This window comes from Janthinobacterium amylolyticum, assembly GCF_051380655.1.
Classification (GTDB): Bacteria; Pseudomonadota; Gammaproteobacteria; order Burkholderiales; family Burkholderiaceae_D; genus Janthinobacterium.
In genome coordinates, this window is sequence record NZ_JBNYXL010000008.1 from 312,771 (window position 1) to 337,174 (window position 24,404).

Annotated in this window: 19 protein-coding genes; 8 read left to right on the top strand and 11 right to left on the bottom strand. The window is 65.1% G+C overall.

Features of this window, described 5'->3' with window-relative positions; translation table 11 throughout:
- Positions 1-80 precede the first annotated feature (80 nt).
- Positions 81-302 carry a hypothetical protein gene (locus tag ACQ4WR_RS18925; protein ID WP_102295988.1) on the bottom strand — a complete coding sequence of 74 codons (222 nt, stop codon included), beginning with the start codon at positions 300-302 and terminating at the stop codon, positions 81-83.
- 252 nt (positions 303-554) lie between these two features.
- Here ACQ4WR_RS18925 and ACQ4WR_RS18930 point away from each other — a divergent pair, with 252 nt between their 5' ends.
- The 3 genes from ACQ4WR_RS18930 (at position 555) to ACQ4WR_RS18940 (ending at position 2,000) form a co-directional block, all read left to right on the top strand.
- Positions 555-743 (top strand): hypothetical protein, encoded by a 189-nt coding sequence (locus ACQ4WR_RS18930; protein WP_102295987.1) that lies wholly within the window; start codon positions 555-557, stop codon positions 741-743.
- A 76-nt stretch (positions 744-819) separates the two neighbouring features.
- A complete protein-coding gene (locus ACQ4WR_RS18935; protein WP_436489180.1) occupies positions 820-1,419 on the top strand; it encodes a chromate transporter in 600 nt (199 codons plus the stop codon).
- Positions 1,416-2,000: a chromate transporter gene (locus ACQ4WR_RS18940; protein WP_436489182.1), complete on the top strand. Its 585-nt coding sequence runs from the start codon at positions 1,416-1,418 to the stop codon at positions 1,998-2,000. The genes ACQ4WR_RS18935 and ACQ4WR_RS18940 overlap by 4 nt, the downstream gene beginning before the upstream one ends.
- 16 nt (positions 2,001-2,016) lie before the next feature.
- On the opposite strand, the gene urtE is transcribed toward ACQ4WR_RS18940, so the two are convergent.
- The 6 genes from urtE to ACQ4WR_RS18970 all read right to left on the bottom strand — a co-directional run bounded on the left by urtE (position 2,017) and on the right by ACQ4WR_RS18970 (position 8,687).
- Positions 2,017-2,715, bottom strand: coding sequence for an urea ABC transporter ATP-binding subunit UrtE (urtE, locus tag ACQ4WR_RS18945; protein ID WP_102295981.1), 699 nt, complete (start codon positions 2,713-2,715; stop codon positions 2,017-2,019).
- A gap of 6 nt (positions 2,716-2,721) precedes the next feature.
- Positions 2,722-3,552, bottom strand: a complete 831-nt coding sequence (gene urtD, locus ACQ4WR_RS18950; RefSeq protein WP_102295979.1) for an urea ABC transporter ATP-binding protein UrtD — start codon at positions 3,550-3,552, stop codon at positions 2,722-2,724.
- Positions 3,549-4,670, bottom strand: a complete 1,122-nt coding sequence (gene urtC / locus ACQ4WR_RS18955; protein ID WP_436489185.1) for an urea ABC transporter permease subunit UrtC — start codon at positions 4,668-4,670, stop codon at positions 3,549-3,551. The genes urtD and urtC overlap by 4 nt, the downstream gene beginning before the upstream one ends.
- Positions 4,667-6,253 carry an urea ABC transporter permease subunit UrtB gene (gene urtB, locus ACQ4WR_RS18960; RefSeq protein WP_436489187.1) on the bottom strand — a complete coding sequence of 529 codons (1,587 nt, stop codon included), beginning with the start codon at positions 6,251-6,253 and terminating at the stop codon, positions 4,667-4,669. The genes urtC and urtB overlap by 4 nt, the downstream gene beginning before the upstream one ends.
- 162 nt (positions 6,254-6,415) lie before the next feature.
- Entirely contained in the window at positions 6,416-7,669 is a 1,254-nt protein-coding gene (gene urtA / locus ACQ4WR_RS18965; protein WP_436489189.1) for an urea ABC transporter substrate-binding protein, read from the bottom strand.
- Between the two features lie 211 nt (positions 7,670-7,880).
- Entirely contained in the window at positions 7,881-8,687 is an 807-nt protein-coding gene (locus tag ACQ4WR_RS18970) for a DUF4349 domain-containing protein (protein ID WP_436489191.1), read from the bottom strand.
- Between the two features lie 322 nt (positions 8,688-9,009).
- Here ACQ4WR_RS18970 and ACQ4WR_RS18975 point away from each other — a divergent pair, with 322 nt between their 5' ends.
- Genes ACQ4WR_RS18975 through ACQ4WR_RS18985 form a run of 3 tightly spaced genes read left to right on the top strand, consistent with a single transcriptional unit; the run spans position 9,010 to position 14,269 of the window.
- Positions 9,010-9,606: a DUF2760 domain-containing protein gene (locus tag ACQ4WR_RS18975; RefSeq protein ID WP_436489193.1), complete on the top strand. Its 597-nt coding sequence runs from the start codon at positions 9,010-9,012 to the stop codon at positions 9,604-9,606.
- A complete protein-coding gene (locus ACQ4WR_RS18980; protein WP_436489195.1) occupies positions 9,603-11,471 on the top strand; it encodes an Hsp70 family protein in 1,869 nt (622 codons plus the stop codon). Before ACQ4WR_RS18975 ends, ACQ4WR_RS18980 begins: the two co-directional genes overlap by 4 nt.
- Positions 11,472-11,473: 2 nt before the next feature.
- Positions 11,474-14,269 carry an Hsp70 family protein gene (locus ACQ4WR_RS18985; RefSeq protein ID WP_436489197.1) on the top strand — a complete coding sequence of 932 codons (2,796 nt, stop codon included), beginning with the start codon at positions 11,474-11,476 and terminating at the stop codon, positions 14,267-14,269.
- A gap of 287 nt (positions 14,270-14,556) precedes the next feature.
- Here ACQ4WR_RS18985 and ACQ4WR_RS18990 read toward each other — a convergent pair whose 3' ends face one another.
- The 4 genes from ACQ4WR_RS18990 to ACQ4WR_RS19005 all read right to left on the bottom strand — a co-directional run bounded on the left by ACQ4WR_RS18990 (position 14,557) and on the right by ACQ4WR_RS19005 (position 20,754).
- Positions 14,557-16,098 (bottom strand): CHASE2 domain-containing protein, encoded by a 1,542-nt coding sequence (locus ACQ4WR_RS18990; RefSeq protein ID WP_436489199.1) that lies wholly within the window; start codon positions 16,096-16,098, stop codon positions 14,557-14,559.
- Positions 16,099-16,173: 75 nt separating this feature from the next.
- Positions 16,174-17,784, bottom strand: a complete 1,611-nt coding sequence (locus tag ACQ4WR_RS18995; protein WP_436489201.1) for an EAL domain-containing protein — start codon at positions 17,782-17,784, stop codon at positions 16,174-16,176.
- A gap of 65 nt (positions 17,785-17,849) precedes the next feature.
- Complete coding sequence (locus ACQ4WR_RS19000; protein ID WP_436489265.1) at positions 17,850-19,139, bottom strand: serine hydrolase domain-containing protein; 1,290 nt, start codon at positions 19,137-19,139, stop codon at positions 17,850-17,852.
- Between the two features lie 118 nt (positions 19,140-19,257).
- Positions 19,258-20,754, bottom strand: coding sequence for an alginate export family protein (locus ACQ4WR_RS19005; RefSeq protein ID WP_436489203.1), 1,497 nt, complete (start codon positions 20,752-20,754; stop codon positions 19,258-19,260).
- Positions 20,755-20,964: 210 nt separating this feature from the next.
- On the opposite strand from ACQ4WR_RS19005, the gene ACQ4WR_RS19010 reads away from it, so the two are divergent.
- Positions 20,965-22,116 carry a sigma-54-dependent Fis family transcriptional regulator gene (locus ACQ4WR_RS19010; RefSeq protein WP_436489205.1) on the top strand — a complete coding sequence of 384 codons (1,152 nt, stop codon included), beginning with the start codon at positions 20,965-20,967 and terminating at the stop codon, positions 22,114-22,116.
- Positions 22,117-22,260: 144 nt separating this feature from the next.
- On the top strand, positions 22,261-24,069 hold the full coding sequence (locus ACQ4WR_RS19015) for an NAD(P)-binding domain-containing protein (RefSeq protein WP_436489207.1): 1,809 nt from the start codon (positions 22,261-22,263) through the stop codon (positions 24,067-24,069).
- Positions 24,070-24,404 lie beyond the last annotated feature (335 nt).

The following is a 24,404-nucleotide window of genomic DNA, read 5'->3' on the forward strand; positions in this document are numbered from 1 at the left end:
TTGTGCATAACTGAGCTGTAATGATCAATTCAACAACGTACGACAGTGACCCATGGCAACACAGTTGCCACGGCAACCAGTCAGTGCAGTAGCTGGCGGCGCTGCTCCGGATGCAGCAGCACTCTTTCGATCAGTTCGGGTGCGACATTGTATGACTTCAGGTATTCCAGCGCGCACAAGGTACTGAAGGCCGCCTGGACGGCAATGCCCAGGTTGACGATATCGCACATCTTCTGATCGACCCGCACATGGCGCACCATGGGCGTGACGGGCATATGCAAGGTTTCGGTGGAACTCGGCATGATGGATGACTCCTGAGAAAATGCAGACATGGCGGGAAGCGGCTGCGGGGACCGGCACTGGGACGCCAGCGCGGAAGTGACAGCGAAAGTATTGCCGATAAACGCACGATGTCAATGCCAGCCAGCCATTGCAATGCAGTTTTTTTCTGATATTCAAGGCCGCACGTCTTATGCAGATCAAACACGGCGCATGGCGCCCGCCTACCATGGGATAGCGCCGCCGTCGCGCGGCGCAGGCATGAGGAGACGCACATGGAAACCAAGCCGAATACACCACCCGACCCTGCCAAAAATCCCGGCGACATCGCGCCGCCCGGTACCCCGGGCACGGGCGAAAACGTCTGCACGCACTGCCAGGGCCGGGGCGCCATGGCGGACGGACAAGCCTGTCCCATGTGCGCCGGCACCGGCGTGGTCATTGCCGGCATCGGCGGCGCCTGATGCGCGGGCATGGCGCGAAAAACCGGCTGCAGGAATAGACATGGACAAGGCGAAGCCGGCACGGCGATAATCGGGCATGACCGCCCCCGACGCTCCCGCCCTGCCTGACGGCACCGACTTTCCCCGCCCCCGGCCCAGTTCGCTGGCCGACCTGTTTTTCTCGTTCACCTGGCTGGCCCTGCAGGGGTTTGGCGGCGTGCTGGCCGTGATCCAGCGCGAGATGGTGGAACGCAAGCGCTGGCTGACGCAGGAAGAATTTCTGGAAGACTGGGCCGTGGCGCAAATCATGCCCGGGCCCAACGTGGTCAACCTGTCGCTGATGGTGGGCGGGCGCTATTTCGGCTTGAAGGGCGCGCTGGCGGCGCTGGCCGGCATGCTGGCCGTGCCCCTCGTCATCGTGCTCGTGCTGGGCGTGCTGTACACGCGCTTTGGCGACAATGCGCAGATGGCCGGCGCCTTGCGCGGCATGGCGGCCGTCTCGGCCGGCATGATCGCCGCCACGGGCGTCAAACTGGCCGCCGCGCTGGGCAAGCATCCGCTGCCCCTGTGGCTGACCTTGTCCATCTGCGTGCTGGGCGTGCTGATGGTGGCGATCCTCCGCTGGCCCCTCATCTACATCCTGCTGGGCCTGGGCGGCATCGGCTGCCTGTTGACGTATAGAAAGCTTTCCACATGAATCCACCGCTGCAGCTGGTGCTGAGCACGGGCGACTGGCTGAACCTGTTTAGCCATTACCTGATGCTGTCGCTGATGTCGATCGGCGGCGCCATCTCCACCACCTCCGAAATGCACCGTTTCCTGGTGGAGCAGCACGGCTGGCTGACGCAGGCCCAGTTCAATGAATCGATCGCCATCGCGCAGGCGGCGCCCGGCCCCAACGTGCTGTTCGTCGCCCTGATGGGCTGGAACGTGGGCATGAACGCGGGCAGCTATGCGGCCGCGTATCTGGGCGTGCTGGTGACAATGGTCGGCATCATGCTGCCCAGCACGACCCTGACTTACATGGCGGCCCAGTGGGGCTACCGCAACCGCGACTTGCGCGCCGTGCGCGCCTTCAAGCAAGGCATGGCGCCCATCGTCGTCGCCCTGCTGATTTCCACCGGCATGATCCTGGGCGGCGCCAACCACAATCTTGCCACGGACTGGCCCGTGTGGAGCCTGTCCATCGTGGCCGGCATCCTCATCTGGCGCACGAAAATTCATTTGCTGTGGCTGCTGGCGGGCGGCGCCGTGCTGGGCTGGCTGCAGCTCATCTAGCCGCGGCAGCGCCCCGCTACACGGCCAGGTGGCGTTTCACGTCCTCGCCATCCATCTGCTCGGCCTTGCCGCTGGCCACCACGCTGCCGCGCGACAGCACGATGAATTCATCGGCCAGTTCGCGGGCGAAATCGAAATACTGTTCACACAGCACGATGGCCATGTCGCCGCGCTGCTTCAGCAGGGAAATGACCCTGCCGATATCCTTGATGACGGACGGCTGGATGCCTTCCGTCGGCTCGTCAAAGATGATCAGCTGCGGTTCGGCCAGCAGGGCGCGCGCGATGGCCAGCTGCTGCTGTTGCCCGCCGGACAAATCACCGCCGCGCCGCTGCAGCATCTCCTTTAGCACGGGAAACAGTTCATACACGTGGGGATCGATGCGCGAGGCGTGCCTGCCGCGTTTCACCGCCATGCCCATGAGCAAATTCTCCTCCACCGTCAGGCGCGCGAAAATGTCGCGCCCCTGCGGCACGTAGGCGATGCCCAGCTTTGCCCGCGCATGCGGTGCCAGTTTGGTGATGTCGCGGCCGTTGAACACCACCTTGCCCTGCGCCACGGGCAGCACGCCCATCAGGCATTTCAACAGGGTCGTCTTGCCCACACCATTCCTGCCCAGCAAGGCCAGGCATTCGCCCTTGCGCGCCGCCAGATTGACGCCGCGCAAGGTGTGCGAGGAGCCATAGTATTGATTCAGTTGTTCGACTTCCAGCATGTGTGCTCACCTTCCCAGATAGACTTCGATGACGCGTTCGTCGGCTTGCACCTGCTCCATGCGCCCCTGCGCCAGCACGGCGCCCTCGTGCAGCACGGTGACGATGCCTTGCTGGGCGATTTCCGTCACGAACCCCATGTCGTGCTCTACCACCATGATGGAATGCTTGCCGCGCAACTCATTGAGCAATTCCGCCGTGCGCGCCGTTTCCGCATCCGACATGCCGGCCACGGGTTCGTCGAGCAGGATCAGCTGCGGCTCCTGCATCAGCAGCATGCCGATTTCCAGCCATTGCTTTTGCCCGTGCGACAGCAAGCCCGCCAGGCGCGCCTCCTGGCCATTCAGGCGGATCAGGCGCAATATCGATTCGATCTTGCCCGCCTGCTCGGAAGTGAGGCGGGCAAACAGGGTCGGCGCCACGCGCTTGTCCATCTTCATGGCCAGTTCCAGGTTGTCGAACACCGTGTGCTGTTCGAACACCGTGGGACGCTGGAACTTGCGGCCGATGCCGGCGTGGGCGATCTGCGCTTCCGTCATCGTCGCCAGGTTCATGGTCTGGCCGAACCAGGCCGTGCCGGACGTGGGCCGCGTCTTGCCGGTGATCACGTCCATCATCGTCGTCTTGCCGGCGCCATTCGGGCCGATGATGCAGCGCAGCTCGCCCACGGAAATATCGAGGCTCAGCTTGTTGATGGCCTTGAAGCCGTCAAACGACACGCTGATGTCTTCCAGGTAGAGGATGGCGCCATGCGTCGTGTCGACGCCCTCGCCTTTCACGCGCGAATACGTGGCGCCCGCTTCGGCGCTGGCCATGCCGGGCAACATGCGGATACTCATGCTGCCCCCTCTGCCGCGGCAACGGCTTTCTTGCGTTTGAGCTTGCTCAACACACCGAGCATGCCCTGCTGCATGAACAGGGTCACGCCGATGAACAGCAGGCCCAGCGCAAACAGCCACAGTTCCGGCAAGGCGGCCGTGAACCAGCTTTTCAGTCCGTTGACGGTGAAGGCGCCCAGGATGGGACCGATCAAGGTACCGCGTCCGCCGACGGCCACCCACACCACCATTTCGATGGAATTGGCCGGCGACATCTCGGACGGGTTAATGATGCCCACCTGCGGCACGTACAGGGCGCCGGCGATGCCGCACAGCACGGCCGACAGGGTCCAGACAAACAGCTTGAACCACAGCGGGTTGTAGCCCAGGAACATCAGCCGTGCTTCGCTGTCGCGCACGCCCTGCAGCACGCGGCCCAGTTTCGACGTGACAATGGCGCGCGCGCCGATCAATGCCGCCAGCAGGATGGCCAGGGTCAGCAGGAACAGCACGGCCTTGGTGGCGGGCGCCGTGACGTCGTGGCCGAGAATGGTCTTGAAATCCGTAAAACCGTTGTTGCCGCCAAAGCCGGTGTCATTGCGGAAGAACAAGAGCATGAAGGCATACGTCATCGCCTGCGTGATGATGGAAAAATACACGCCCTTGATGCGCGAGCGGAAGGCGAAATAACCGAAGACAAAGGCCAGCACGCCCGGCACCAGCACGACGAGGGCCATGCAGTACCAGAAATGCTCCGTGAAGGCCCAGTACCAGGGATAGGTTTTCCAGTCGAGAAATACCATGAAATCGGGCAAGCTGCTGTGGTACTGGCCCTGCTCGCCGATGGCGCGCATCAGATACATGCCGTGCGCATACGCGCCCAGCGCAAAGAACACGCCGTGGCCCAGCGACAGGATGCCCGTGTAGCCCCACACCAGGTCCAGCGCCAGCGCGGCCAGCGCGTAGCACATGAATTTGCCCACCAGCGCCACCGTGTAGGCGGACACGTGCAAGGCGTGCCCTTCGGCAAACGCCAGATTAAAAATCGGCAACAGCGCCGCCAGCACCGTGCATGCGGCAAGCGCCAGCCAGACGGGCCGTGTAAACAGGCCCTGCTTGGTTTGACAGGAGGTAATCATTCGACGCTGCGTCCCTTCATGGCAAACAGGCCCTGCGGCCGGCGCTGGATGAAAATGATGATGAACACGAGGATGGCGATCTTCGCCAGCACGGCGCCCGCCACCGGTTCGAGGAATTTGTTGACTTCACCCAGGCCCAGCGCGGCGATCACGGTGCCGGCCAGCTGGCCCACGCCGCCGAGCACCACCACCATGAAGGAGTCGACGATGTAGCTTTGGCCCAGGTCCGGCCCCACGTTGCCCAGCTGCGACAGGGCCACGCCGCCCAGCCCGGCGATGCCGGAACCGAGGCCAAAGGTCAGCATGTCGACCTTGCCCGTGGCCACGCCCACGCAATCGGCCATGCGGCGGTTTTGCGTGACGGCGCGCACGAACAGGCCCAGGCGTGTCTTGTTGAGAATGAGCCACACGGCCACCACGACGATGACGGCAAAGGCGATGATGGCCAGCCGGTTGTACGGCAGCACCAGGCCGCCCAGCACCGTCACGCCGCCCGACATCCACGCAGGGTTGGCCACTTCCACGTTTTGCGCGCCGAAGACGGTGCGCACCAGCTGCATGAGGATCAGGCTGATGCCCCAGGTGGCCAGCAGGGTTTCCAGCGGCCGCCCGTACAGCCAGCGGATCACCGTGCGCTCGAGCACCACGCCGACCAGGCCGGCGACAAAAAAAGCGGCCGGCAAGGCGGCCAGCAGATACACATCCTGCATGCCGGGCAGGTAGGTGCGGAAGAACAGCTGGCACAAATAAGTGGTGTAGGCGCCTATCATCAGCAGTTCGCCATGCGCCATGTTGATGATGCCCATCAAGCCGAACGTGATGGCCAGCCCCAGCGCGGCCAGCAGCAGCACGCTACCCAGGGAAATGCCGTAAAACACGTTGCCGGCGAATTCCATGCGCGCCACCCTGCCCTTGATCTGGCCCATGGTGTCGATGGCAGCCAGCTGCACGGCTTCGTCGGGCTCGCCCCCTTTTTCCAGCATGGCTTGCAGCACGGGCAGCAGGCGCGCGTCGCTGCTGCCGGCCAGGTCCCGCACGGCCTGCTTGCGCGTGGCCGCATCGGGCGCGTGCAAGTTGGCGCTGGCGATCAGCACCTGCAGGACTTGCTGGATGTCGGCATCGGTTTCCTGTGCCAGCGCCTTGTGGATCAGCGGCAGCTGCGCGGGATCGACGGACTGCTGCAGCGCCTGCGCGGCGGCCAGGCGCGTGGTCCGCTCGGGCGCCAGCAGTTTCAGCCCCGACAAGGCGCCCGCCACGGCCGAGCGCAAGCGGTTGTTGACCATCACGCCATCGATGCCGTCCGGCAGCGGCACGCTCTTGTTTATTGACGGATCGTAGGCCTGTTCGCCATCGACGATGTAGACCTTGCCATCGGGCGCCGCATACAGGGCCTCGTCCTGCAAGGCTTGCAGCAGCTTGGCGGCCTCGGGCGTGGCCAGGGCGGCGATCTGCGCCACGGCGGCAACCCTGGCGTCGGGATCGTCGCCGGACAGCGGTTTGAGCAGATCAGGGGGAATGGCTGCCTGCGCCAGCGGGGAGAACAGCAGGCAGGCGAGGACGAGCAGTTTGGGAATGAACCTCATTGTAAGTTCCAAGGAAAGGCTGCACGGGGCAAATTGCTTACCCCAAAGGCGAGGACTGGGGTCGGCCCCTCAGGGTCCGACCCCGGCATTTGCTGGTGAAGGACAGGGGTCAGACCCCAGCTCTTTGCCCGGGGTTGCGATAACGATTCGACGCACAAGCGCCTACAACTTCTGCTTGCCCTCATTACCCTTGATAAACGGGCTCCACGGCTGGGCGCGGATCGGTTCCTTGGTTTTCCACACGACATTGAATTGCCCATCGGCCTTGATTTCGCCGATCATCACGGGCTTGTGCAAATGGTGATTGGTCGCATCCATGGTCAGGGTGAAGCCCGATGGCGCCTTCACGCTCTGGCCCGCCATGGCGGCGATGACCTTGTCCGTGTCCGTCGACTTGGCCTTTTCCACGGCCTGCGCCCACATGTGGATGCCGACATAGGTCGCTTCCATCGGGTCGTTCGTCACCACCGAAGCCGCGTTCGGCAGCTTTTGCGCCACGGCGTAGGCTTTCCACTGCTTGATGAATGCGGCATTCACAGGGTTCTTGACGGATTCAAAATAATTCCACGCCGCCAGGTGACCGAGCAGCGGCTTGGTGTCGATGCCGCGCAGCTCTTCCTCGCCGACGGAAAACGCGACGACGGGCACGTCCGCGGCTTTCAGGCCCGCATTGCCCAGTTCCTTGTAGAAAGGCACGTTCGAATCGCCATTGATGGTGGAAATGACGGCCGTCTTGCCGCCCGTGGAAAACTTCTTGATGTTGGCGACGATGGTTTGATAGTCGGCGTGGCCGAACGGCGTGTAGACCTCGCTGATATCGCTATCTTTCACACCCTTGCTTTTCAAAAAGGCGCGCAGGATCTTGTTGGTGGTGCGCGGATACACATAATCCGTGCCCAGCAGCACGAAGCGCCTGGCGCCGCCGCCATCCTTGCTCATCAGGTATTCCACGGCCGGGATCGCCTGCTGGTTGGGCGCGGCGCCCGTATAAAACACATTCTTTTCCAGTTCCTCGCCCTCGTATTGCACGGGGTAGAACAACAGGCTGTTGAGTTCCTTGAACACCGGCAACACCGACTTGCGCGACACGGATGTCCAGCAGCCAAACACGACGGCGACCTTGTCCTGCGCCACCAGCTGGCGCGCTTTTTCCGCAAACAAGGGCCAGTTCGATGCCGGATCGACGACGACCGGCTCCAGCTTCCTGCCCAGAACGCCGCCCTTCGCATTGATCTCGGCGATCGTCATCAAGGCCACGTCTTTCAGCGACGTTTCCGAAATGGCCATGGTGCCCGACAAGGAGTGCAGGATGCCCACCTTGATCGTGTCGGCGGCCCAGGCCGTCTGCGTGTAGATGGAGGTGGTCAAGGCCAGTGCGCCTGCTGCTGCCGCTTTCAAGATGATGCGTCGTGACATGTGGACTCCTGAGTGAAGAACTGCATGAGTATCAATGGATGGGCATACGATGTTGTTAAAGCAGAATGCATGCCAGCATCAGCAGCGCAAGGCCATGCCACGCGTGCCACGCTTTGGTGCGTGTGAGAGATTGCCGCACGAAAAAAAACCTGGCTGCACAAGGACTGTGCAGCCAGGTTGATTCATGCGGCAAAACGGTGCGTGCGCGCCGTTAATCCTTGCGCGGCGCGCCTCTCAAGCGGCGCCAGCCCTTGCGTCCCAGCGGGAACAGCAGCACGAAAGCGATCAGCCATGGCAGGATGTAGGCCATGGCCGTGATGGCGTTGGCCACGCCTTCCGACAGGTTATCCGTGAAATTGCCCAGCGCGCGCTTGACGGGCGTCCAGAACGATTGCTTGCCTTCCGCGCTGATTGCCACGTTCAGCAAGTCCGTGTCGATGCGCTGCATCAGCAGCGCGTTGGCCGCCGTCGCCTGCTCCAGTTCCACCTGCACGGTGGCCAGTTCCTTGGTTACCTTGATCAGCGCGTCCACATTCGTGCCCGAGCGCTTTTCCAGGTCCTGCAATTGCGCCTGGTATTGCTTGAGCATTTCCAGGCGCTTCTTGCTGTCGAGCACGGGACGGCCCAGGTCTTCCACCTTGGTGCCCTGGCTCGTCACCTCGCCTTCGGCGGCGACCAGCGCGACGAGCTTCCTGATGCCGGCCGGCTTGGCGCGCATGCTGATGCGCGCATGCACATAGCGGCCGCTGTCGAGGCTGGAATCGAGCAACAGGCAGGCGTTTTCCGTATCGGCCTTGCAGGCGGCCACGACTTTTTCATACAGGGGGCGCACCTGCGCTTCGCCGGCGTCGACACTCACATTGTGTTCATAGGCCAGAAACTCGCTGCCTTTTTCCTTGCCATCGAGGCGCGCGGCGCTGGATTGGCCGCCGCTCTCGCCCTTGCCGGCGCAACCGGCCAGCACAACCAGGCCAGCCATTGCCAGCAGCCGCAGGCTTGTGTGTAGACGCTTGTTCATAAAATCCTTCATTAAAATGATGCGGGTTCCTGCTGGTGCCAAGTTTATTGCCACATGAAAACCATAAGGAAAAAACAAGGGGCGATTTTAGTCGAAAGACAGGTCTATCCGCTGTTCTTCTGCGCCAGCGCAATAAAAATGCCGACTTTTCCCCGCAGTAAGCGGCCGCTGCGGCTTTGGCAGCGGCGCCGTAGCTGGTATCATGCGGGCAAACGCCAGCCGGCGCCTGTGCAACAGGGCCGGCGCATGCACCATCTTGCGAAGCGGCCCGGCCACCCGGCGGCCGCCGACGCCTCCCTACAGATCAGAGAAACGAGTTCCTATGAGCACATCATCGTCCCACCCATCGTTCTGGCGCCGTGTCCCGCTGGCCTTCGGCGCCTTCTTCAGCACCCTGTCGGACGCCGCCTATGCGGCCCGCGTGGAAAAGCTGTCCTTGCCCGAGGTTACCCCTGTCGCTCCGGTCGCGCCCGTGGCCCCTGCCCCGGCGCCAGCCCCCGTGCCGACGCCGGCCGCCGCGCCCGTCATTTTGAAGGAAGCCACGCCCGATGCGGCCCTGCAGTTGCTGGCCCTGCTGCAGCGTGAAGCGCGTTTGATCGACTTTACCCAGGAAAACCTGGGCAGCCATGCGGACGCCGACATCGGCGCGGCGGCCCGCGTGGTGCACGAAGGCTGCGCCAAGGTCATGCGCGAATACTTCACCATCGCCCCCGTGCGCCAGGAGCTTGAGGGCAGCCGCATCGTGCTGCCGGAAGGTTTTGACTCCGCCCAGGTGCGCCTGACGGGCAACGTGGTCGGCTCCGCGCCGTTCACGGGTACCCTCAGCCATCGCGGCTGGCGCGCGTCCAGTGTGCGCCTGCCGAAACTGAGCGAACAGCACGACGCGAGCATCCTGGCGCCAGCCGAGGTGGAACTGTGAACGGCACCACAAACACCGCGCGCTACGCCATCGGCATCGACCTGGGCACCACCCACAGCGCCCTGTCGTATGTGAACCTGACCGAGAGCGACGGCGAAAAGTCCAGCCACGGCGTGCTGAAAGTGCCGCAGTTGTCGGCACCGGGCACGGTCGAAGAACTCTCCTTGCTGCCATCGTTCGTCTACCTGCCGCACGCCGATGAAGTGGCGGCGGGCGACCTGGCCCTGCCCTGGGTCACCGAGGAAGCCGAAGCACCGTTCGTCGTCGGCGAAATGGCCCGCAGCCGCGGCGCCACCACGCCCATCCGTTTAGTGTCGAGCGCGAAAAGCTGGCTGTGCCACCCTGGCGTAGACCGCCGCGCGGCCATCCTGCCGAACGACGCGCCGGCCGAAGTACCGCGCATTTCGCCCATCACGGCGGCCACGCGCTACCTGACGCATTTGCGCCAGGCCTGGGACAACGCCCACCCGCAAGCGCCGTTCGCGCAGCAGGAAATCACGGTCACCATTCCCGCCTCGTTCGACCCGGCCGCGCGCGAGCTGACGATGGAAGCGGCGCAGGCGGCAGGCTACACCTCGCTCACCTTGCTGGAAGAGCCGCAAGCGGCGCTGTACAGCTGGATCCAGACCAGCGAAGGCCGCTGGCGCAAGGAAGTCAAGCCGGGCGACATCATTTTAGTGGTCGACGTGGGCGGCGGCACCAGCGACTTTTCGCTGATCGCCGTGCTGGAACGCGACGGCGTGCTGGAACCGCACCGCGTGGCAGTCGGTGAACACATCCTGCTGGGCGGCGACAATATGGACCTGGCACTGGCCCACCTGGTGGCCCGCAAGCTGGCCGCCAACGGCACCCAGCTGGACGCCTGGCAAATGCGCGCGCTGACCTACGGCTGCCGCAGCGCCAAGGAAAGCCTGCTGGCCGACAGCGGCATGGAAACGGCGCCCATCGTCGTGCCGAGCCGCGGCTCGAAACTGATCGGCGGCTCGATCCGCACGGAACTGACGCGCGCGGAAGTGTCCACCTTCATCCTCGACGGTTTCTTCCCGCAAGTGGAAGCGTCGAGCCGCCCTGCCGTGCGCACGCGCGCCGGCCTGACGCAACTGGGCTTGCCGTATGCGCAGGACGCGGCCATCACGCGCCACCTGGCCGCGTTCCTGGGCCGCCAAGTGGCGGCAACGGCCGAACTGGAAGGCTTTGCCGGCCGCCAGGCGGAGGGCGCCAGCTTTTTGCACCCGACGGCCGTGCTGTTCAACGGCGGCGTCTTCAAGTCCGACCTGCTGGTCCAGCGCATCATGGCGACCGTCAACGACTGGCTGTACATGGAAGGCGCGGAACCGGCGCGCATGCTGGCCGGGGCCGACCTGGACCTGGCCGTGGCGCGTGGCGCGGCCTACTACAGCTATGTAAGGCGCGGCCATGGCGTGCGCATCCGCGGCGGCACGGCCAGCTCGTTCTACGTGGCCATCGAATCGGCCATGCCCGCCATCCCCGGCATGGAGCCGCCGATCCAGGCCCTGTGCGTGGCGCCGTTCGGCATGGAAGAAGGCAGCGAACTGGAACTGCCCGGCCAGCAATTCGGCCTGGTGGTGGGCGAACCCGTGCACTTCCGCTTCTTCGCCTCGTCCACGCGCCGCAACGACCAGATCAGCGACCTGCTCGATTTCTGGGGCCCGGACGAATTGCAGGAACTGAGCGAAATCCAGGCGACCTTATCCGCCGAAGGCCGCTCGGCCGGCGACGTCGTGCAAGTGAAACTGCATGCGCGCGTGACGGAAGCGGGCACCCTGGAACTGCTGGCCGTTTCCCCTGATGGCGCCGAGCGCTGGAAAGTGGAATTCGACGTGCGCGGCACGCCACAGCACTAGGCATGGCCAGCGCGGTGGACAAGCCGGCCTTCCTGGTCGGCATCGACCTGGGCACCACCAACACGGTGGTCGCCTATGCCAAGGCCAATGATGCGCAGGCTGAAATAAACCTGTTCGCCATCGAGCAGCTGGTCGCGCCCGGCGAAGTGGGCGCACGCCCGCTACTGCCTTCCCTGCGCTACCACCCCGCCGCCGGCGAACTGGCGGCGGGCGACTTGCAGCTGCCGTGGCGGCAGGATGATGTGGCCGGCGCGGCGCAGCCCGTGCTGGGCGCCCTGGCACGCCAGCTCGGCGCGCAGGTGCCGGGACGGCTCGTGTCCAGCGCGAAGAGCTGGCTGTCGCATGCCAGCGTGGACCGCCAGGCGCCCATCCTGCCGTGGGGCGCGGATGCCGATGTGGCCAAGGTATCGCCCGTGGCGGCCAGCGCCAGCTATCTGGCCCACGTGCGCGCCGCGTGGGACCAGCGCTTTCCCGACGCGCCCCTGGAAGCGCAGGAACTGGTGCTGACCATTCCCGCCTCGTTCGACGAGGGTGCGCGCGCACTCACCCTGCAAGCGGCGCGCATGGCCGGCCTGCCCGCCTTGCGGCTGGTCGAAGAACCGCAGGCGGCTTTTTATGACTACCTGCAGCGCCGGCGCGCCAACCTGCGCGCGGACCTGGCCGCTACGCGCCGCATCCTGGTGTGCGACGTGGGCGGCGGCACCACCGATTTCAGCCTGATCGACGTGGCTTTCGATGACGACGGCGAACCGCAGCTTGAACGCAGCAGCGTCGGCAATCATTTGATACTCGGCGGCGACAATATGGACCTGGCGCTGGCGCACCTGGTGGAAACGCGCCTGGCCGCCGGTGTCGAAGGCGGCATGAAGCTGTCCGCCGCGCGCCTGTCGCAGCTGATGGAACGCTGCCGCGCCGCCAAGGAACTGCTGCTCTCCAGCGACGCACCCGACAAGGCGACCGTCACCTTGCTGGGCGCCGGCTCGCGCCTGGTCAAAGGCAGCCGTTCCGCCGACGTCACGCGCGAGGAAGTGGCGGCCATGGTGGTCGACGGCTTCTTCCCGCAGGTAGCAATCAGCGAGACGGCGAAAAAGGGCCGCGCCGGCATCGTCGAATTCGGCCTGCCCTACGCGCAGGACGCGGCCATCACGCGCCATCTGGCCAGCTTTTTGCAGCAGCATCAGGGCGCACTGCCCGATACGCTGCTGCTGAACGGCGGCGTATTCCGCGCCGACGCGCTGGCCCGCCGCTTGGCCGAGACCCTGGCACACTGGCGCGGCGCGCCCCTCACCATCCTGCACAACGACAATCCAGACGTGGCCGTGGCGCGTGGCGCCGTCGCCTACGCGCTGGCCCGGCGTGGCCAGGCGCCGCGCATCGGCGGCGGTTCGCCGCGCAGCTATTTCCTCGTGCTGGGCGAGCCGGGCAAGGACAACCGCGCCGTCTGCATCCTGCCCCGTGGCAGCGCCAGCGGCGAAGAAATCCGCCTGCACGAACGCCTGTTTGCGCTGCGCCTGGGCCGGCCCGTGCGCTTTCACCTGGCCTCTTCCATTGCGGAGGCAGGCACGCCGCCCAAGCTGGGCGACATCGTCGACCTGGGCGAAGGCGAGTACCTGCGCCTGCCGCCGCTGGCCAGCGTGCTGCACGACAAACAGGATGCCAACGACAAACGCGAAATCACCGTGCAGCTGGCCACCGTCATGACGGAGGTGGGCACCCTGGAAGTGCATTGCGTGGCCGAAGCGGATGCCAGCCAACGCTGGCTGCTGGAATTCCAGTTACGCGGTAGCGAGGAAGAGCAAGGTCCCGGCGGTGGCGACGGCAACGCCCCCGCAGTCTCGCCGCGGATAAAAGAAGCAGTCGACAAAATCGAGCGCATCTTCGGCGGCAAGGCGCAGAAAGTCGAAACGAAAGAGGTGCGCCAGCTGCGCCAGCACCTGGAGCGGGGACTGGGCGGGCGCGACAGCTGGGACACGCCGCTGCTACGCCAGCTGTTCGACGCCCTCATGCTGCGCGCGCGTGGCCGGCGCCGGTCGGCCGAACATGAGCGTGTCTGGCTGAACCTGGCCGGCTATTGTTTGCGTCCCGGCTACGGCGACGCGCTCGACCCGTGGCGCATCGAGCAGCTGTGGGCGATGTTCGACGCGGGCGTGCAGCACCACAAGGATAGCCAGGTGTGCGCCGAATGGTGGACCCTGTGGCGCCGCGTGGCCGGTGGCTTGAGCGTGGAGCAGCAATTGCGCCTGCTCGACGATTTCGCCTTCAACCTGCAAGCCGATGCGGCGCAGCGCGGCAACCGCCCCGTCACCCTGGTGGGCGGCAGCGACGACGACATGCTGCGCCTGGGCGCCTCGCTGGAACGCATCCCCGGCGCCTACAAGGCGGAAGTGGGGGCCTGGCTGCTGAAGCGCCTGGACAAGGCCAGTAAAAAAGGCGAAGCGGCGGACACCAACACCCTGTGGGCGCTGGCCAGGGTCGGCGCGCGCCAGCCCTTCCACGGCAGCGCGCATGAAGTGGTCGACAGCGCCACCGTGGCCGAATGGCTGCAGGTGCTGCTGGCGCTGGACTGGAAGAAGACCGAACCGGCCGCCTTCGCCGCCACCCACTTGGCACGCATGACGGGCGACCGCTCGCGCGACATCGCCGACGAGCTGCGCGCCACGATTCTCGGGCGCCTGAAGGCCGTCGGCGCCCCGCCCCTGTGGCACGCCATGGTCAGCGAAGTGACGCAGCTGGACGAGGCGGCCACCAAGCGCATGCTGGGCGAAGCGCTGCCGCCGGGGCTGAAGCTGATCGGCTAAGAAAATTCATCGCGTAGGTCGGATTAGCCCAGAGGGCGTAATCCGACAATATTGTCAGCGGCGCCTGTCGGATTACGGCCTGCGGCCTAATCCGACCTACCGGTCGCTGCGCGTCGCAATACGGCAGCTAACCATCGGCCAACCGTACCCACCCTGGGCGCGTAGGTCGGATTAGCCCGGAGCGCGTAATCCGACAATATTGTCAGCGGCGCCTGTCGGATTACGGCCTGCGGCCTAATCCGACCTACCCGTCGCTGCGCGCGTAGCCTCCAAACCGCCCCTTTGCGCTAGATCACGGCCACCAGAAACAGCAGCACCGCCAGCGGCGCCTGCACCAGCACGATGCCGGGATGCGTGCGGCGCAGCTGGGCCCACACGTTCAGGCCCGGTACCTCCTCGTGCGGATGGTGCGCCTCGTCGCGCAAGGACATCGCGTGCAGGAACATGCCGGCGATCAGGGGGCCGGGGTTGACCCACCAGCCCTGCTCCAGCAAGCCGCGCGACAGATAGATGGCCAGCGCGCCGATGGCAAACGGCGAGGCCCACACCAGCACCAGCATCAGGCGGATGCCATAGAATTCGGCCAGAGTGCCCATGCGGTGCAGACGGCTGAAATCGTGGTCTTCCATGCGCTTGTCGATGGCCAGTTCGGCGCGGCCATACAAGGTCCACAGGCCGCCGAACAGGCAACCCAGCAGCACGCCGAAGATGATATCGGCGACGAAGACCACGTATTTATTCACGTCGGCCGTGCCGATGCCCAGCGAGGTATAGGCCGCCGCATGCAGGTGCAAGCCGGCCTGCTCTCCCTCCGCCGTCGTGTAGCGGTCGCGCACATCGTAGGTGGCGCCAACAAACAGCACTTGCTTGCGCGGCGCATCGGCCGCCACCCCCGCCTTGCCGTCAAGCAGGCGCACGCCGCTGCGCGTGGGGTCCAGAAAGGCGGGCGCCACGGCGGCCGGATGAAATGGCGCCGTGACGGCGTTCTGCTCCGCCGCATCCTTGGCGTCGCCGTGGATGACGGGTTCGAAGGCCCAGCGCGCCAGCTGCTTTTCGCTGCGCGTGCGCTGCGCCAGCTGGCAAACCCTGTCCGCCAGTCGATAGCCGGCCTTTTGTTCGGACAGCGCTGCAGGCATGGGCTGCGCGCGCTCCTGCTGCTGCGCGCCATGCGCCAGCTCGAACGCCACGGCCGCCAGCACGGGGCTTTTCAGCTCGATGCGCGTAACGGCACCCATGCGCTCGCGGATGCGCGGGCTGGCGAAATGCACGCCCGCCGCGCAGCGCGCGCGTATCCACGGCAGGTTCGCGTTCCGGTCAGACTGTTCGGGCAGGATCAGCACCAGCTGCCGGCCATCCGCGGCCAGACGGTCGAGCAACTGGTCCAGCGGCCGCGCGCCGGCATCGTGCTGTTCGTAGACGGCCGGCGCCAGATCCAGGTCGATGGCCAGCACCCGGGCATCGCGCCGCGCCACGTTGGCCAGCAACTGCTGCAGGCGCGCCCGTTCCAGCGGTTCGCGCTCGTCGAACACCTGTTCGAACGCAGGCTGGTCGATCTCGATGATGCCGGGCCGGTAGGCGGCGCCCGGGTCCTTGCCCCGCTCCAGCAACTGGCCCTGTTCCGCGCTGGCGCGCAGCATGGCCGCATCCAGCCATTCCAGCACGTGCAACCCCTCCAGGGCCAGCATCAGCGAGGCGATCAGGCTGGCGCCGATCACATGGTGCAGCAAATGCGTGCCTGTCAGCTTGAATGCCGATCCGACCTGGGCGACGGGCCACAGCAGGCGCCGCCAGAGTGGCAGGGGCGCGTTTTCAGGATGGCCGGTATCCACGGTGCATTCCCCTCGGGTGGTGCTGCCAGTGTACTATCTGGCAACTGTTAATGACGAAAGCATATGGTAGGGCAATTATGCCCGGGCCGCCGCACGGCTGGCGCCGCTTTCCCTCACGGCATGCTGGCCGCAGTAAGCGATGAATTCCACCGGCGGCAAGGCCCTGGAAAACAGCCAGCCCTGGCCATAATCGACGCCGCGCGCGCGCAGGTAGTCGGCCTGCTGCGGCGTCTCCACGCCTTCGGCGATGATTTCCAGCTGCAAGGTCTGCGCCATGGCGATGATGTGCGAGGTCACGCTGCTCGTCACCGTCTCGCCGCCGATGGTGTCGATGAAGGACTTGTCGATTTTCAGCGCGTCGACGGGCAGATTCTGCAAGTAGGCGAGGCTGGAATAGCCGGTGCCGAAATCGTCGATGGCGACGGAAAAGCCCATGGCTCGCGCACGCTCGAGCGCCTGGCGCGCCGCCGCCACGTCGATGAAGCCGCGCTCCGTCGCCTCCAGCCATATCTGGCTCACCGCGATGCCGCTGCCATCGAGCGCCCTGGCCAGCACGTCGAGCAGCCTGCCCGTCTGGATATCGGACGCGCAGACATTGATGGCGATGTGCAGCTGCGGCTGGGCCAGCAGCAGCTCGCGCATTTCGCGCACCACTGTTTCCACCAGCTGGTCGGTAATCGGTTCGATCAAGCCGCTTTCCTCGGCTTGCGGAATGAAATAGTCGGGACGCATCATCGTGCCATCGGGTCGCGGCCAGCGTATCAGCGCTTCGGCGCCCACGCAAACGCCATCCTGCAGCCGTACCAGCGGCTGGTAGTGCACGATGAATTCACGTCTTTTCAGCGCCTGCGCCATTTCTCCCTGCAGCGACAGGCGGCTGCGCGTCAGCCAGACCAGCAGGCTGATGGCCACGGCGGCCAGCAGGAAGCCGAAGGGCAGGATGTACAGCTGTTCGTTGCGCAGCTGCTTGCGCATGCTGCTCTCGGGTGCCAGGCCGACTGTGGCCAGTTCGCCCTTACGCGCCACGGCAGCCTGCATCTTGTCGGCGCTGGCGATGGCGCGGTCATTGCCCTTGTCGCGCACCAGGCGGCCCACCAGTTCCGCGTTCGGCGCGTTCTGGCTGCCCAGCATGGCGCCGCCCGCCGTGGCGACGGCGACCTGCACGTCGGGATCGGCAATGATATCGGCCAGGTGGGCCGGATCGACCAGCACCCGGTGCTTGTCCTTGAACAGGCCGAGCATCGGCTTGCCCATGCCCTTGCCTGCCGACGGTGGCGTGCGCGTGTTGATGTCGACGCCGCCCTGGGTGGTGAATTCGGGCTTGTCGAGGGAGATGGAGCGTCCCTTCTCGGCCATCCCCCAGGAAGAGCATTTCAGCTTGCCGTCCTCGAAATAATCGATTTCCGCGACGCCGCGCGCCTCCAGGGTCGACTGCCGCATCAGCGCGATGTGCTCGTCGGAACAGGGGCGCATCGTCAGGCTCGCAACCGATTCCAGCGCAGTGCCAATCTCGTCAAACGATTTGCTGGCGCGTGCCATGGCATTGTCGGCCACGCGCTGCAAGCGTAGCTGTTCCACTTCCCGCGCCCGCATGCCGGAAAAATGCAGGCTGCCCCAGAAGGACAGCAGCACCACCGCGCTGGCGCAAACGACTGCCAGCGCAACGACTTTTTGACGACGATTCAATCCACCTCTCCCGTTGAATGTGCGAATGGCCCGCACGCGCGGGCCATTCGGCGTTGCGGCGTTCCTTACTTCGGCTTGGCCAGCAGCAGCTTGCCCAGCGCTTCAAAGGCGGGCGTGGTGGTCGGGTCGTTGGCCGCGTTGGCCGCCGTCGGCGTGGAGGCGAAGCGCACGATCACCATCTCCGCCTTCGGATCGACATAGATGCGCTGGCCGTACACGCCGCGCGCCATGTAGGCGCCGTGGTCGTTGTGCGTCACCCACCACATGTCGCGGTAGCTCCAGCCTTTCAGCAGGTCGTAGCCGCCCTTGGCGAACAGCTGCTTGTCGCCGCCGCCGCGGATATCCGCCACCGCCGCCTTCGGCAGGATCTGCTGGCCGTTATAGCGGCCGTCGTTGCGCAGCATCTCGCCAAAGCGCGCCAGGTCGCGCAGGCCGGCGCTCAAGCCGCCGCCGGCAAACGGCGTGCCCGTCGAATCGACGCTCATGTAGCTATCCTGCTCGGCGCCGAGCTTTTTCCACACATGCTCGGACAGGTAGTCGTTGACGTTCTGTCCCGTGACCCGGGCGATGAGCCAGCCCAGCACATCGGCATTGACCGTGCGGTAGCCGAATGCCTCGCCATGCCGGCCCTGATGCTGCACCGTTTGCAGGTACTCGAAATAGCTGCGCGGCCCCGTGTAATCCTTGGGCTTGGGCAGCGGATTGCCGGCCGCCGCGTGCTGCCACACTTCGGCATCCGGATCGGCATAGTCCTCGCTGAATTTCAGGCCCGTGGTCATGTCGAGCACCTGGCGCACGGTGGCGTCGCCAAACGCCGACTTGCCCAGTTCGGGAATGTACTCGGCCACCTTCCTGGCCGGATCGAGCTTGCCTTCGGCCACCAGCGCCGCGCCCAGGGTGCCCATGACGGACTTCGTCACCGACATGGCGCCATGCTGGCCATTGTCCTTCAGCACGCCGAAATAACGCTCGTACACGATGCGGCCCCGGTGCAGCACCACGATGCCATCCGTGTAATTGGCACCCAGCGACTGCTCCCATGTCATCGTTTCCTTCGCTCCCAGCGGCGTGAAACGCAGGCTGTCGATGTCCTTGCGCAGCGCGCGCTGCAAAGGCAGCGGCGCACCCAGGCCGCGCGACACATTCACCGTCGGCATCAGCTCGCGGAAATGCGACACGCTCCAGCGCAACTGCGGAAACATGAAATAGCTGCCGTCGTCGAAACGGATGATCTTGTCGGCCGGCGGCGGCGAACCCACCATCCATTTCAATGCAGCGGGATCGCTGGCGCCCGCCGACAGGGGCGCGGCATTCGCCGTGGCAGCCGCTTCGGCCGCATGCGCGCCCGTCGGCATGCCGCCCGTCGCAAGGGCCATGCAGCTGGCCGCCAGGGCCATGCGTTTCATACGCGGCAGTAAATTCGGCAGTACGTTCATGCGGTGTTCTCCTGTGATAAAACCAACTACAACTGTCTCAATACATCCAGACGACATTCGCCAGCCAGCCCGTCCAGGTCCTGGCCTGGCCGCCCACCAGCTGGTTGACGCCGGACTGCGCGAACGATGCGCTCACGCCCACGGTCAGGTAGGTATTCGTGTTGATGACGCGCACGTACTTGAGGTAAACATCGTTCGCCAGCATCGGGCGCAGCACGCCCGAGATGACCACCGGCGCATCGCCCGGCACGTCGAGGCGCGTGGCCTGGCCGAACTGCAGCGGGCTGCCCATCTGGTTGGCGCGCACCTGTGCCAGATAGGCGATCACGGTATCCTTCGGCGTCGGGTGCAGCTCGAGCGTGGCCTGCAGCGCATTCACGTTGGAATTGACGAAGACCCAGGTGGCCTTGCTGCCCGAGGCCCAGGCACCCGGCGTGCCTTCGTAGAACAGGGGGTCGAAGCGCTCGTTGCGCGCAGTGCGCGGATCATCGCCGGAAAAACTCTGGTAGCCCAGGGTGAATTTCGGCGTCCACGCCACATCCGGCAGCGAAAAGCCCCCTTCCGTGCGCCAGCCCCAGGCCCGCATCGGCTGGCGCGTATTCCATTCGCGCGCGGCGTCGACGCCGAACCAGCCTTTCGGCAGTACGGCAGGCAGCAAGGGCACGCGCGCATAGCCGTACACGAACTGCAGATCCTTGCGCGCGTCAGGCACGGCCAGCGGCGCGCCGATGCCGCCCGGTGCCGCCTGCGGATAGGCGGCGCGCGAACGCGGCACCTTGCCGTACGCGATGCCCGCCTTGCGGTCATCGGCCAGCGTGTAGCTGGCATCCACGCCCACCAGGCGCGTGCCGCTGTCGTTGTCGTGGTTTTCATTCGGGTCCAGGTAAAACGCCTGGGCGCTGAAAGCATCCTGGCTCACCTTGGCCACGACGGAATTCTGGAAGGCCTTGCGCGGCCCCAGTTTCAGCGCGCCCCGGTCAAAACCGTTCGAGCCGCCATTGGCGATCAGCATGCCGGTGCCGAGGGTGAAATTTTGCGCGCCGGCCGACAGGTCCAGAAGCGCACCGGCGCCGCCGAGCGGCATGCGGATGCCGGCGACAAATTCCTCGATCGAGATGCGGCCCGTGTCGCCCGCGCCAAACGGATCGTGGCGCACGGTGCCCGAAGCGACGGCGGACACGCGCGCATACAGCTGCCTGCCATCGGCAAAGTTACGCTTGAAGCCGAGTCCCGGCTTGACGTAGAACTCGTACCAATAGGGCCTGAAATCAAAATCGGGATCGCGCGCCGGCGTGTTCGACAACTTCCAGAACAGATTGCCTTCGCCGGCGATCTGCACGCCCGCTTCGACGGAGCGCGTCAGCTGCCAGTCGGCGCCGATGGACGGTTCGACGGCGGCACGCCGCGCCGCCTCCTTGTCCATCGCGCTCAGGCCATCCGGATCGAGCTGGCCGGCAGCGCCGCACAAGGCACTCCACCCCAGCAGGGCCAGCGCGGCCGAGCGGCGCCGCAGGAACATCGCTTGCGTTGCCATAGGATTCCCTTGCGATAGCGGCCAGTCAATGTGAGCGAATGTTATCAGAGATGCTTTATTTTATTGTTGTAAAGCATCCTATTGTGCGGAGCCGTCCCGTGAGACGACTGTCTCACGGCAAGTCGATGCTGCAGCGCGCCATGCATGGACGGGCGCTTCGTGCTACAAACTGGAAGGACCATAAAAATACCAAAGAGACGGGAGAGTGCCATGCCATACGTCCGCCAGACCAGCCATCTCGACAGGGTGCGCGACCTGATTGCCGGCAGGGTCGTCAATCCGGGCGCCGACATCGCCCGCCTGGCGTCGTCGTATCGCCGCGCGCTGGACGACTACCGCCTCGACCCCGCCTCGACCACGGGGCCGCGCATCCTGACTGGCGCCGAACTGCGCGCGGTGCAGCAGTCAGAAGAAAATTTCTTGCGCTCGACGGGCCAGTGCCTGCCGCAGCTGCACGCCATGGTGCGCGAAGCCGGCTACTGCGTCATCCTGGCCAATGCGCATGGCGTGACGATCGACTACGCGGTTGATGCGGACCAGCGCAAGGAGTTCAAGAAAGCGGGCCTGTACCCGGGTTCGTGCTGGTCGGAAGACGAGGAAGGCACGTGCGGCATCGCCTCCGTGCTGCTTGACCAGGAAGCCATCACGGTGCACAAGACCGACCATTTCCGCGCCGCGTTCACGGGCCTGACCTGCAGCGCGGCCCCCATCTTTTCGCCGCACGGCGACTTGATCGGCGTGCTCGATGCGTCGGCATTGAATTCGCCCGATGCGCGCGACAGCCAGCGCCTGGTGAACCAGCTGGTGCGCCAGAGCGCGACCCTGATCGAGGACGGCTTTTTCCTCAAGTCGTATGGCCACTGCTGCATCCTGCTGGCGCACCGCAACCGCCATTTTGTGGAAGTGCAGCCAGAGATGCTGATCGCCGTCGACGAGCATGGCCATATCGTGGCCGCCAACCGCTGCGCGCGGCACTTCATCGGCGGCATGGATACCCTGCCCCGCCCCGTCGGCGAGGTGCTGGAAGTGCGCGCCGAGCGCCTGTTCGATGCGCGTGCCGGCCACAAGCTGCTGTCCCTGCGCGTGGCGGGCAGCAGCGCCTGGCTGCATGCGCGCGTGCGCGTACCGCTGCGCCAGGCCAGCGCCCGCCCGCGCGCAGGCAGTGCGGCAGCGGCGCCGCAGGAGCCGGTGGCGACGGACGCCTACACGCCGCTGGAACTGGCCGAGCGCACGCGCATCGTCCACGCCATGAATGCCGCCAAATGGCGCCCGCTGCAGGCGGCAGCCATGCTGGGACTGTCGCGCGCCACCCTGTACCGGCGCATCAAGCACCTGAAAATCGTCCCGCCGCACCGGCAATGAACACGTAAAAAGGACTGAGACTTCCGTCTCAATAGCCGCCATGCTGCGCTGCAGGATGCGTGGCCAAAACGCCGGTGTTACAACATCGTCAGCGGCAGCACAGCCGCATCCCATCATAAAGTCATCAGACTTGGAGGAGACACGATGCACACCGATAGCAACCCGCACGACCTGGCCGTGGCCAGCATCCTGGAGCAGCTCGAAGCTACCTTACGCGCCAATGACAGCACCGGCGCCGCCCAGCTGTTCGAGCCAGACGGCTACTGGCGCGACCTGGTGCTGTTTACCTGGAACCTGAAAACCCTGGAAGGCCGCGAACAGATTGCCGCCATGCTGGCAGCGCAGCTGGGCGCCGTGCAGCCGGTGGCGATGCGCATCGCCGACAGCGAACATGCCAGCGAGGCAGGCGGCGTGCTGCAATGCTGGATTCATGTGGAGACCAGTGCCGGGCGCGGCGCAGGCTTCATCCGCATCCGCGACGGCAAGATCTGGACCCTGCTCACCACCATGGGCGAATTGAAGGGTTTTGAAGAAGCGAAAGGGGCACGCCGGCCCATGGGCGCCGAACATGGCGCGCGCACGGACCGCAGCAGCTGGCTGGAAAACCGCGAGCGGGAAGCAAAGGAACTGGGCTACGCGCGCCAGCCCTACTGCGTCATCATCGGCGGCGGCCAGGGTGGCATCGCGCTGGGTGCGCGCCTGCGCCAGTTGAACGTCCCGACCATCATCATCGAGAAAAACGCCCGCCCCGGCGACAGCTGGCGCAAGCGCTACAAGTCGCTGTGCCTGCACGACCCGGTCTGGTACGACCACATGCCGTATATCCCGTTTCCAGACAACTGGCCCGTCTTCACGCCGAAGGACAAGGTCGGCGACTGGCTGGAAATGTACACCAAGGTGATGGAACTCAATTACTGGGGTTCGACCACGTGTGAATCGGCCAGCTTCGACGAAGCCACCGGCGAGTGGACGGTGCAGGTGCTGCGCGACGGCCAGCCCGTCACGCTGAAGCCGAAGCAGCTGGTACTGGCCACCGGCATGTCGGGCAAGGCGAACATGCCGAAGTTCAAGGGCATGGACGTGTTCCAGGGCGAGCAGCAGCACTCGTCGCAGCATCCGGGCCCGGACGCGTATGTGGGCAAGAAGGTGGTGGTGGTCGGCGCGAACAATTCCGCGCACGATATCTGCGCCGCCCTGTGGGAAGCGGGCGTGGACGTGACCATGGTGCAGCGCTCGTCGACGCACATCGTCAAATCCGATTCCCTGATGGACCTGGCCCTGGGCAACCTGTATTCGGAGCGGGCGCTGGCGGCCGGCATGACGACGGCCAAGGCCGACCTGACCTTCGCTTCAATTCCGTACAAGATCCTGGCCGACTTCCAGAAGCCCGTCTTCCAGGCCATCCGCGAACGCGACGCCGACTTTTATGCGCGCCTGGAAGAACGCGGCTTCATGCTCGATTTTGGCGATGACGATTCGGGCCTGTTCATGAAATACCTGCGGCGCGGCTCCGGCTACTACATCGACGTCGGCGCCTCTGAGCTGGTCGCCGACGGCAAGATCAAGCTGAAAAGCGGTGTCGGCGTGCAGGAACTCAAAGCCCGTTCCATCGTGCTGTCCGACGGCACCGAACTGCCAGCCGACCTGGTGGTGTACGCCACCGGCTATGGTTCGATGAATGGCTGGGCGGCCGACCTGATCTCGCCGGAAGTGGCGAACAAGGTGGGCAAGGTATGGGGACTGGGATCAAGCACGACCAAGGACCCGGGTCCGTGGGAGGGCGAGCAGCGCAATATGTGGAAACCCACGCAGCAGCAGGCGCTGTGGTTCCACGGCGGTAACCTGCACCAGTCGCGCCACTACTCGCAATACCTGTCGCTGCAGCTGAAGGCGCGCATGGAAGGGCTGGCGACGCCCGTGTATGGGCAGCAGCAGGTGCATCACCTGGCCTGATCGTCTTGCACGTGGGCGCATGCCGGCGCATGTCGGATTACGCGCGGCTGCGCCGCACTAATCCGACCTACCACGCACAAAAAATGGCGGCGGACCGACGTCCGCCGCTTCTCGTGATACACGCAAAACCGCGTAGGTCGGATTAGCGCGGTACGCGCGTAATCCGACACATTGCTGGCAACCGGCCCATGTCGCCGCATACCGGCGCATGTCGGATTACGCGCGGCTGCGCCGCACTAATCCGACCTACCACGCACAAAAAAATGGCGGCGGACCGAAGTCCGCCGCCATTTTTGGTTTGCAGTGATATCCATCTAACACCACACAAACGTCTG

Coding starts and splice junctions, on each gene's coding strand:
- ACQ4WR_RS19015 (WP_436489207.1), top strand. CDS start 22,261: ATGCACACCGATAGCAACCCGCACGACCTGGCCGTGGCCAGCATCCTG.
- urtE (WP_102295981.1), bottom strand. CDS start 2,715: ATGCTGGAAGTCGAACAACTGAATCAATACTATGGCTCCTCGCACACC.
- urtB (WP_436489187.1), bottom strand. CDS start 6,253: ATGAGGTTCATTCCCAAACTGCTCGTCCTCGCCTGCCTGCTGTTCTCC.
- ACQ4WR_RS18970 (WP_436489191.1), bottom strand. CDS start 8,687: ATGAACAAGCGTCTACACACAAGCCTGCGGCTGCTGGCAATGGCTGGC.
- ACQ4WR_RS18930 (WP_102295987.1), top strand. CDS start 555: ATGGAAACCAAGCCGAATACACCACCCGACCCTGCCAAAAATCCCGGC.
- urtA (WP_436489189.1), bottom strand. CDS start 7,669: ATGTCACGACGCATCATCTTGAAAGCGGCAGCAGCAGGCGCACTGGCC.
- ACQ4WR_RS19005 (WP_436489203.1), bottom strand. CDS start 20,754: ATGGCAACGCAAGCGATGTTCCTGCGGCGCCGCTCGGCCGCGCTGGCC.
- ACQ4WR_RS18985 (WP_436489197.1), top strand. CDS start 11,474: ATGGCCAGCGCGGTGGACAAGCCGGCCTTCCTGGTCGGCATCGACCTG.
- ACQ4WR_RS18935 (WP_436489180.1), top strand. CDS start 820: ATGACCGCCCCCGACGCTCCCGCCCTGCCTGACGGCACCGACTTTCCC.
- ACQ4WR_RS18940 (WP_436489182.1), top strand. CDS start 1,416: ATGAATCCACCGCTGCAGCTGGTGCTGAGCACGGGCGACTGGCTGAAC.
- ACQ4WR_RS18975 (WP_436489193.1), top strand. CDS start 9,010: ATGAGCACATCATCGTCCCACCCATCGTTCTGGCGCCGTGTCCCGCTG.
- urtC (WP_436489185.1), bottom strand. CDS start 4,670: ATGATTACCTCCTGTCAAACCAAGCAGGGCCTGTTTACACGGCCCGTC.
- ACQ4WR_RS18925 (WP_102295988.1), bottom strand. CDS start 302: ATGCCGAGTTCCACCGAAACCTTGCATATGCCCGTCACGCCCATGGTG.
- urtD (WP_102295979.1), bottom strand. CDS start 3,552: ATGAGTATCCGCATGTTGCCCGGCATGGCCAGCGCCGAAGCGGGCGCC.
- ACQ4WR_RS19000 (WP_436489265.1), bottom strand. CDS start 19,139: ATGCCGACGGGCGCGCATGCGGCCGAAGCGGCTGCCACGGCGAATGCC.
- ACQ4WR_RS19010 (WP_436489205.1), top strand. CDS start 20,965: ATGCCATACGTCCGCCAGACCAGCCATCTCGACAGGGTGCGCGACCTG.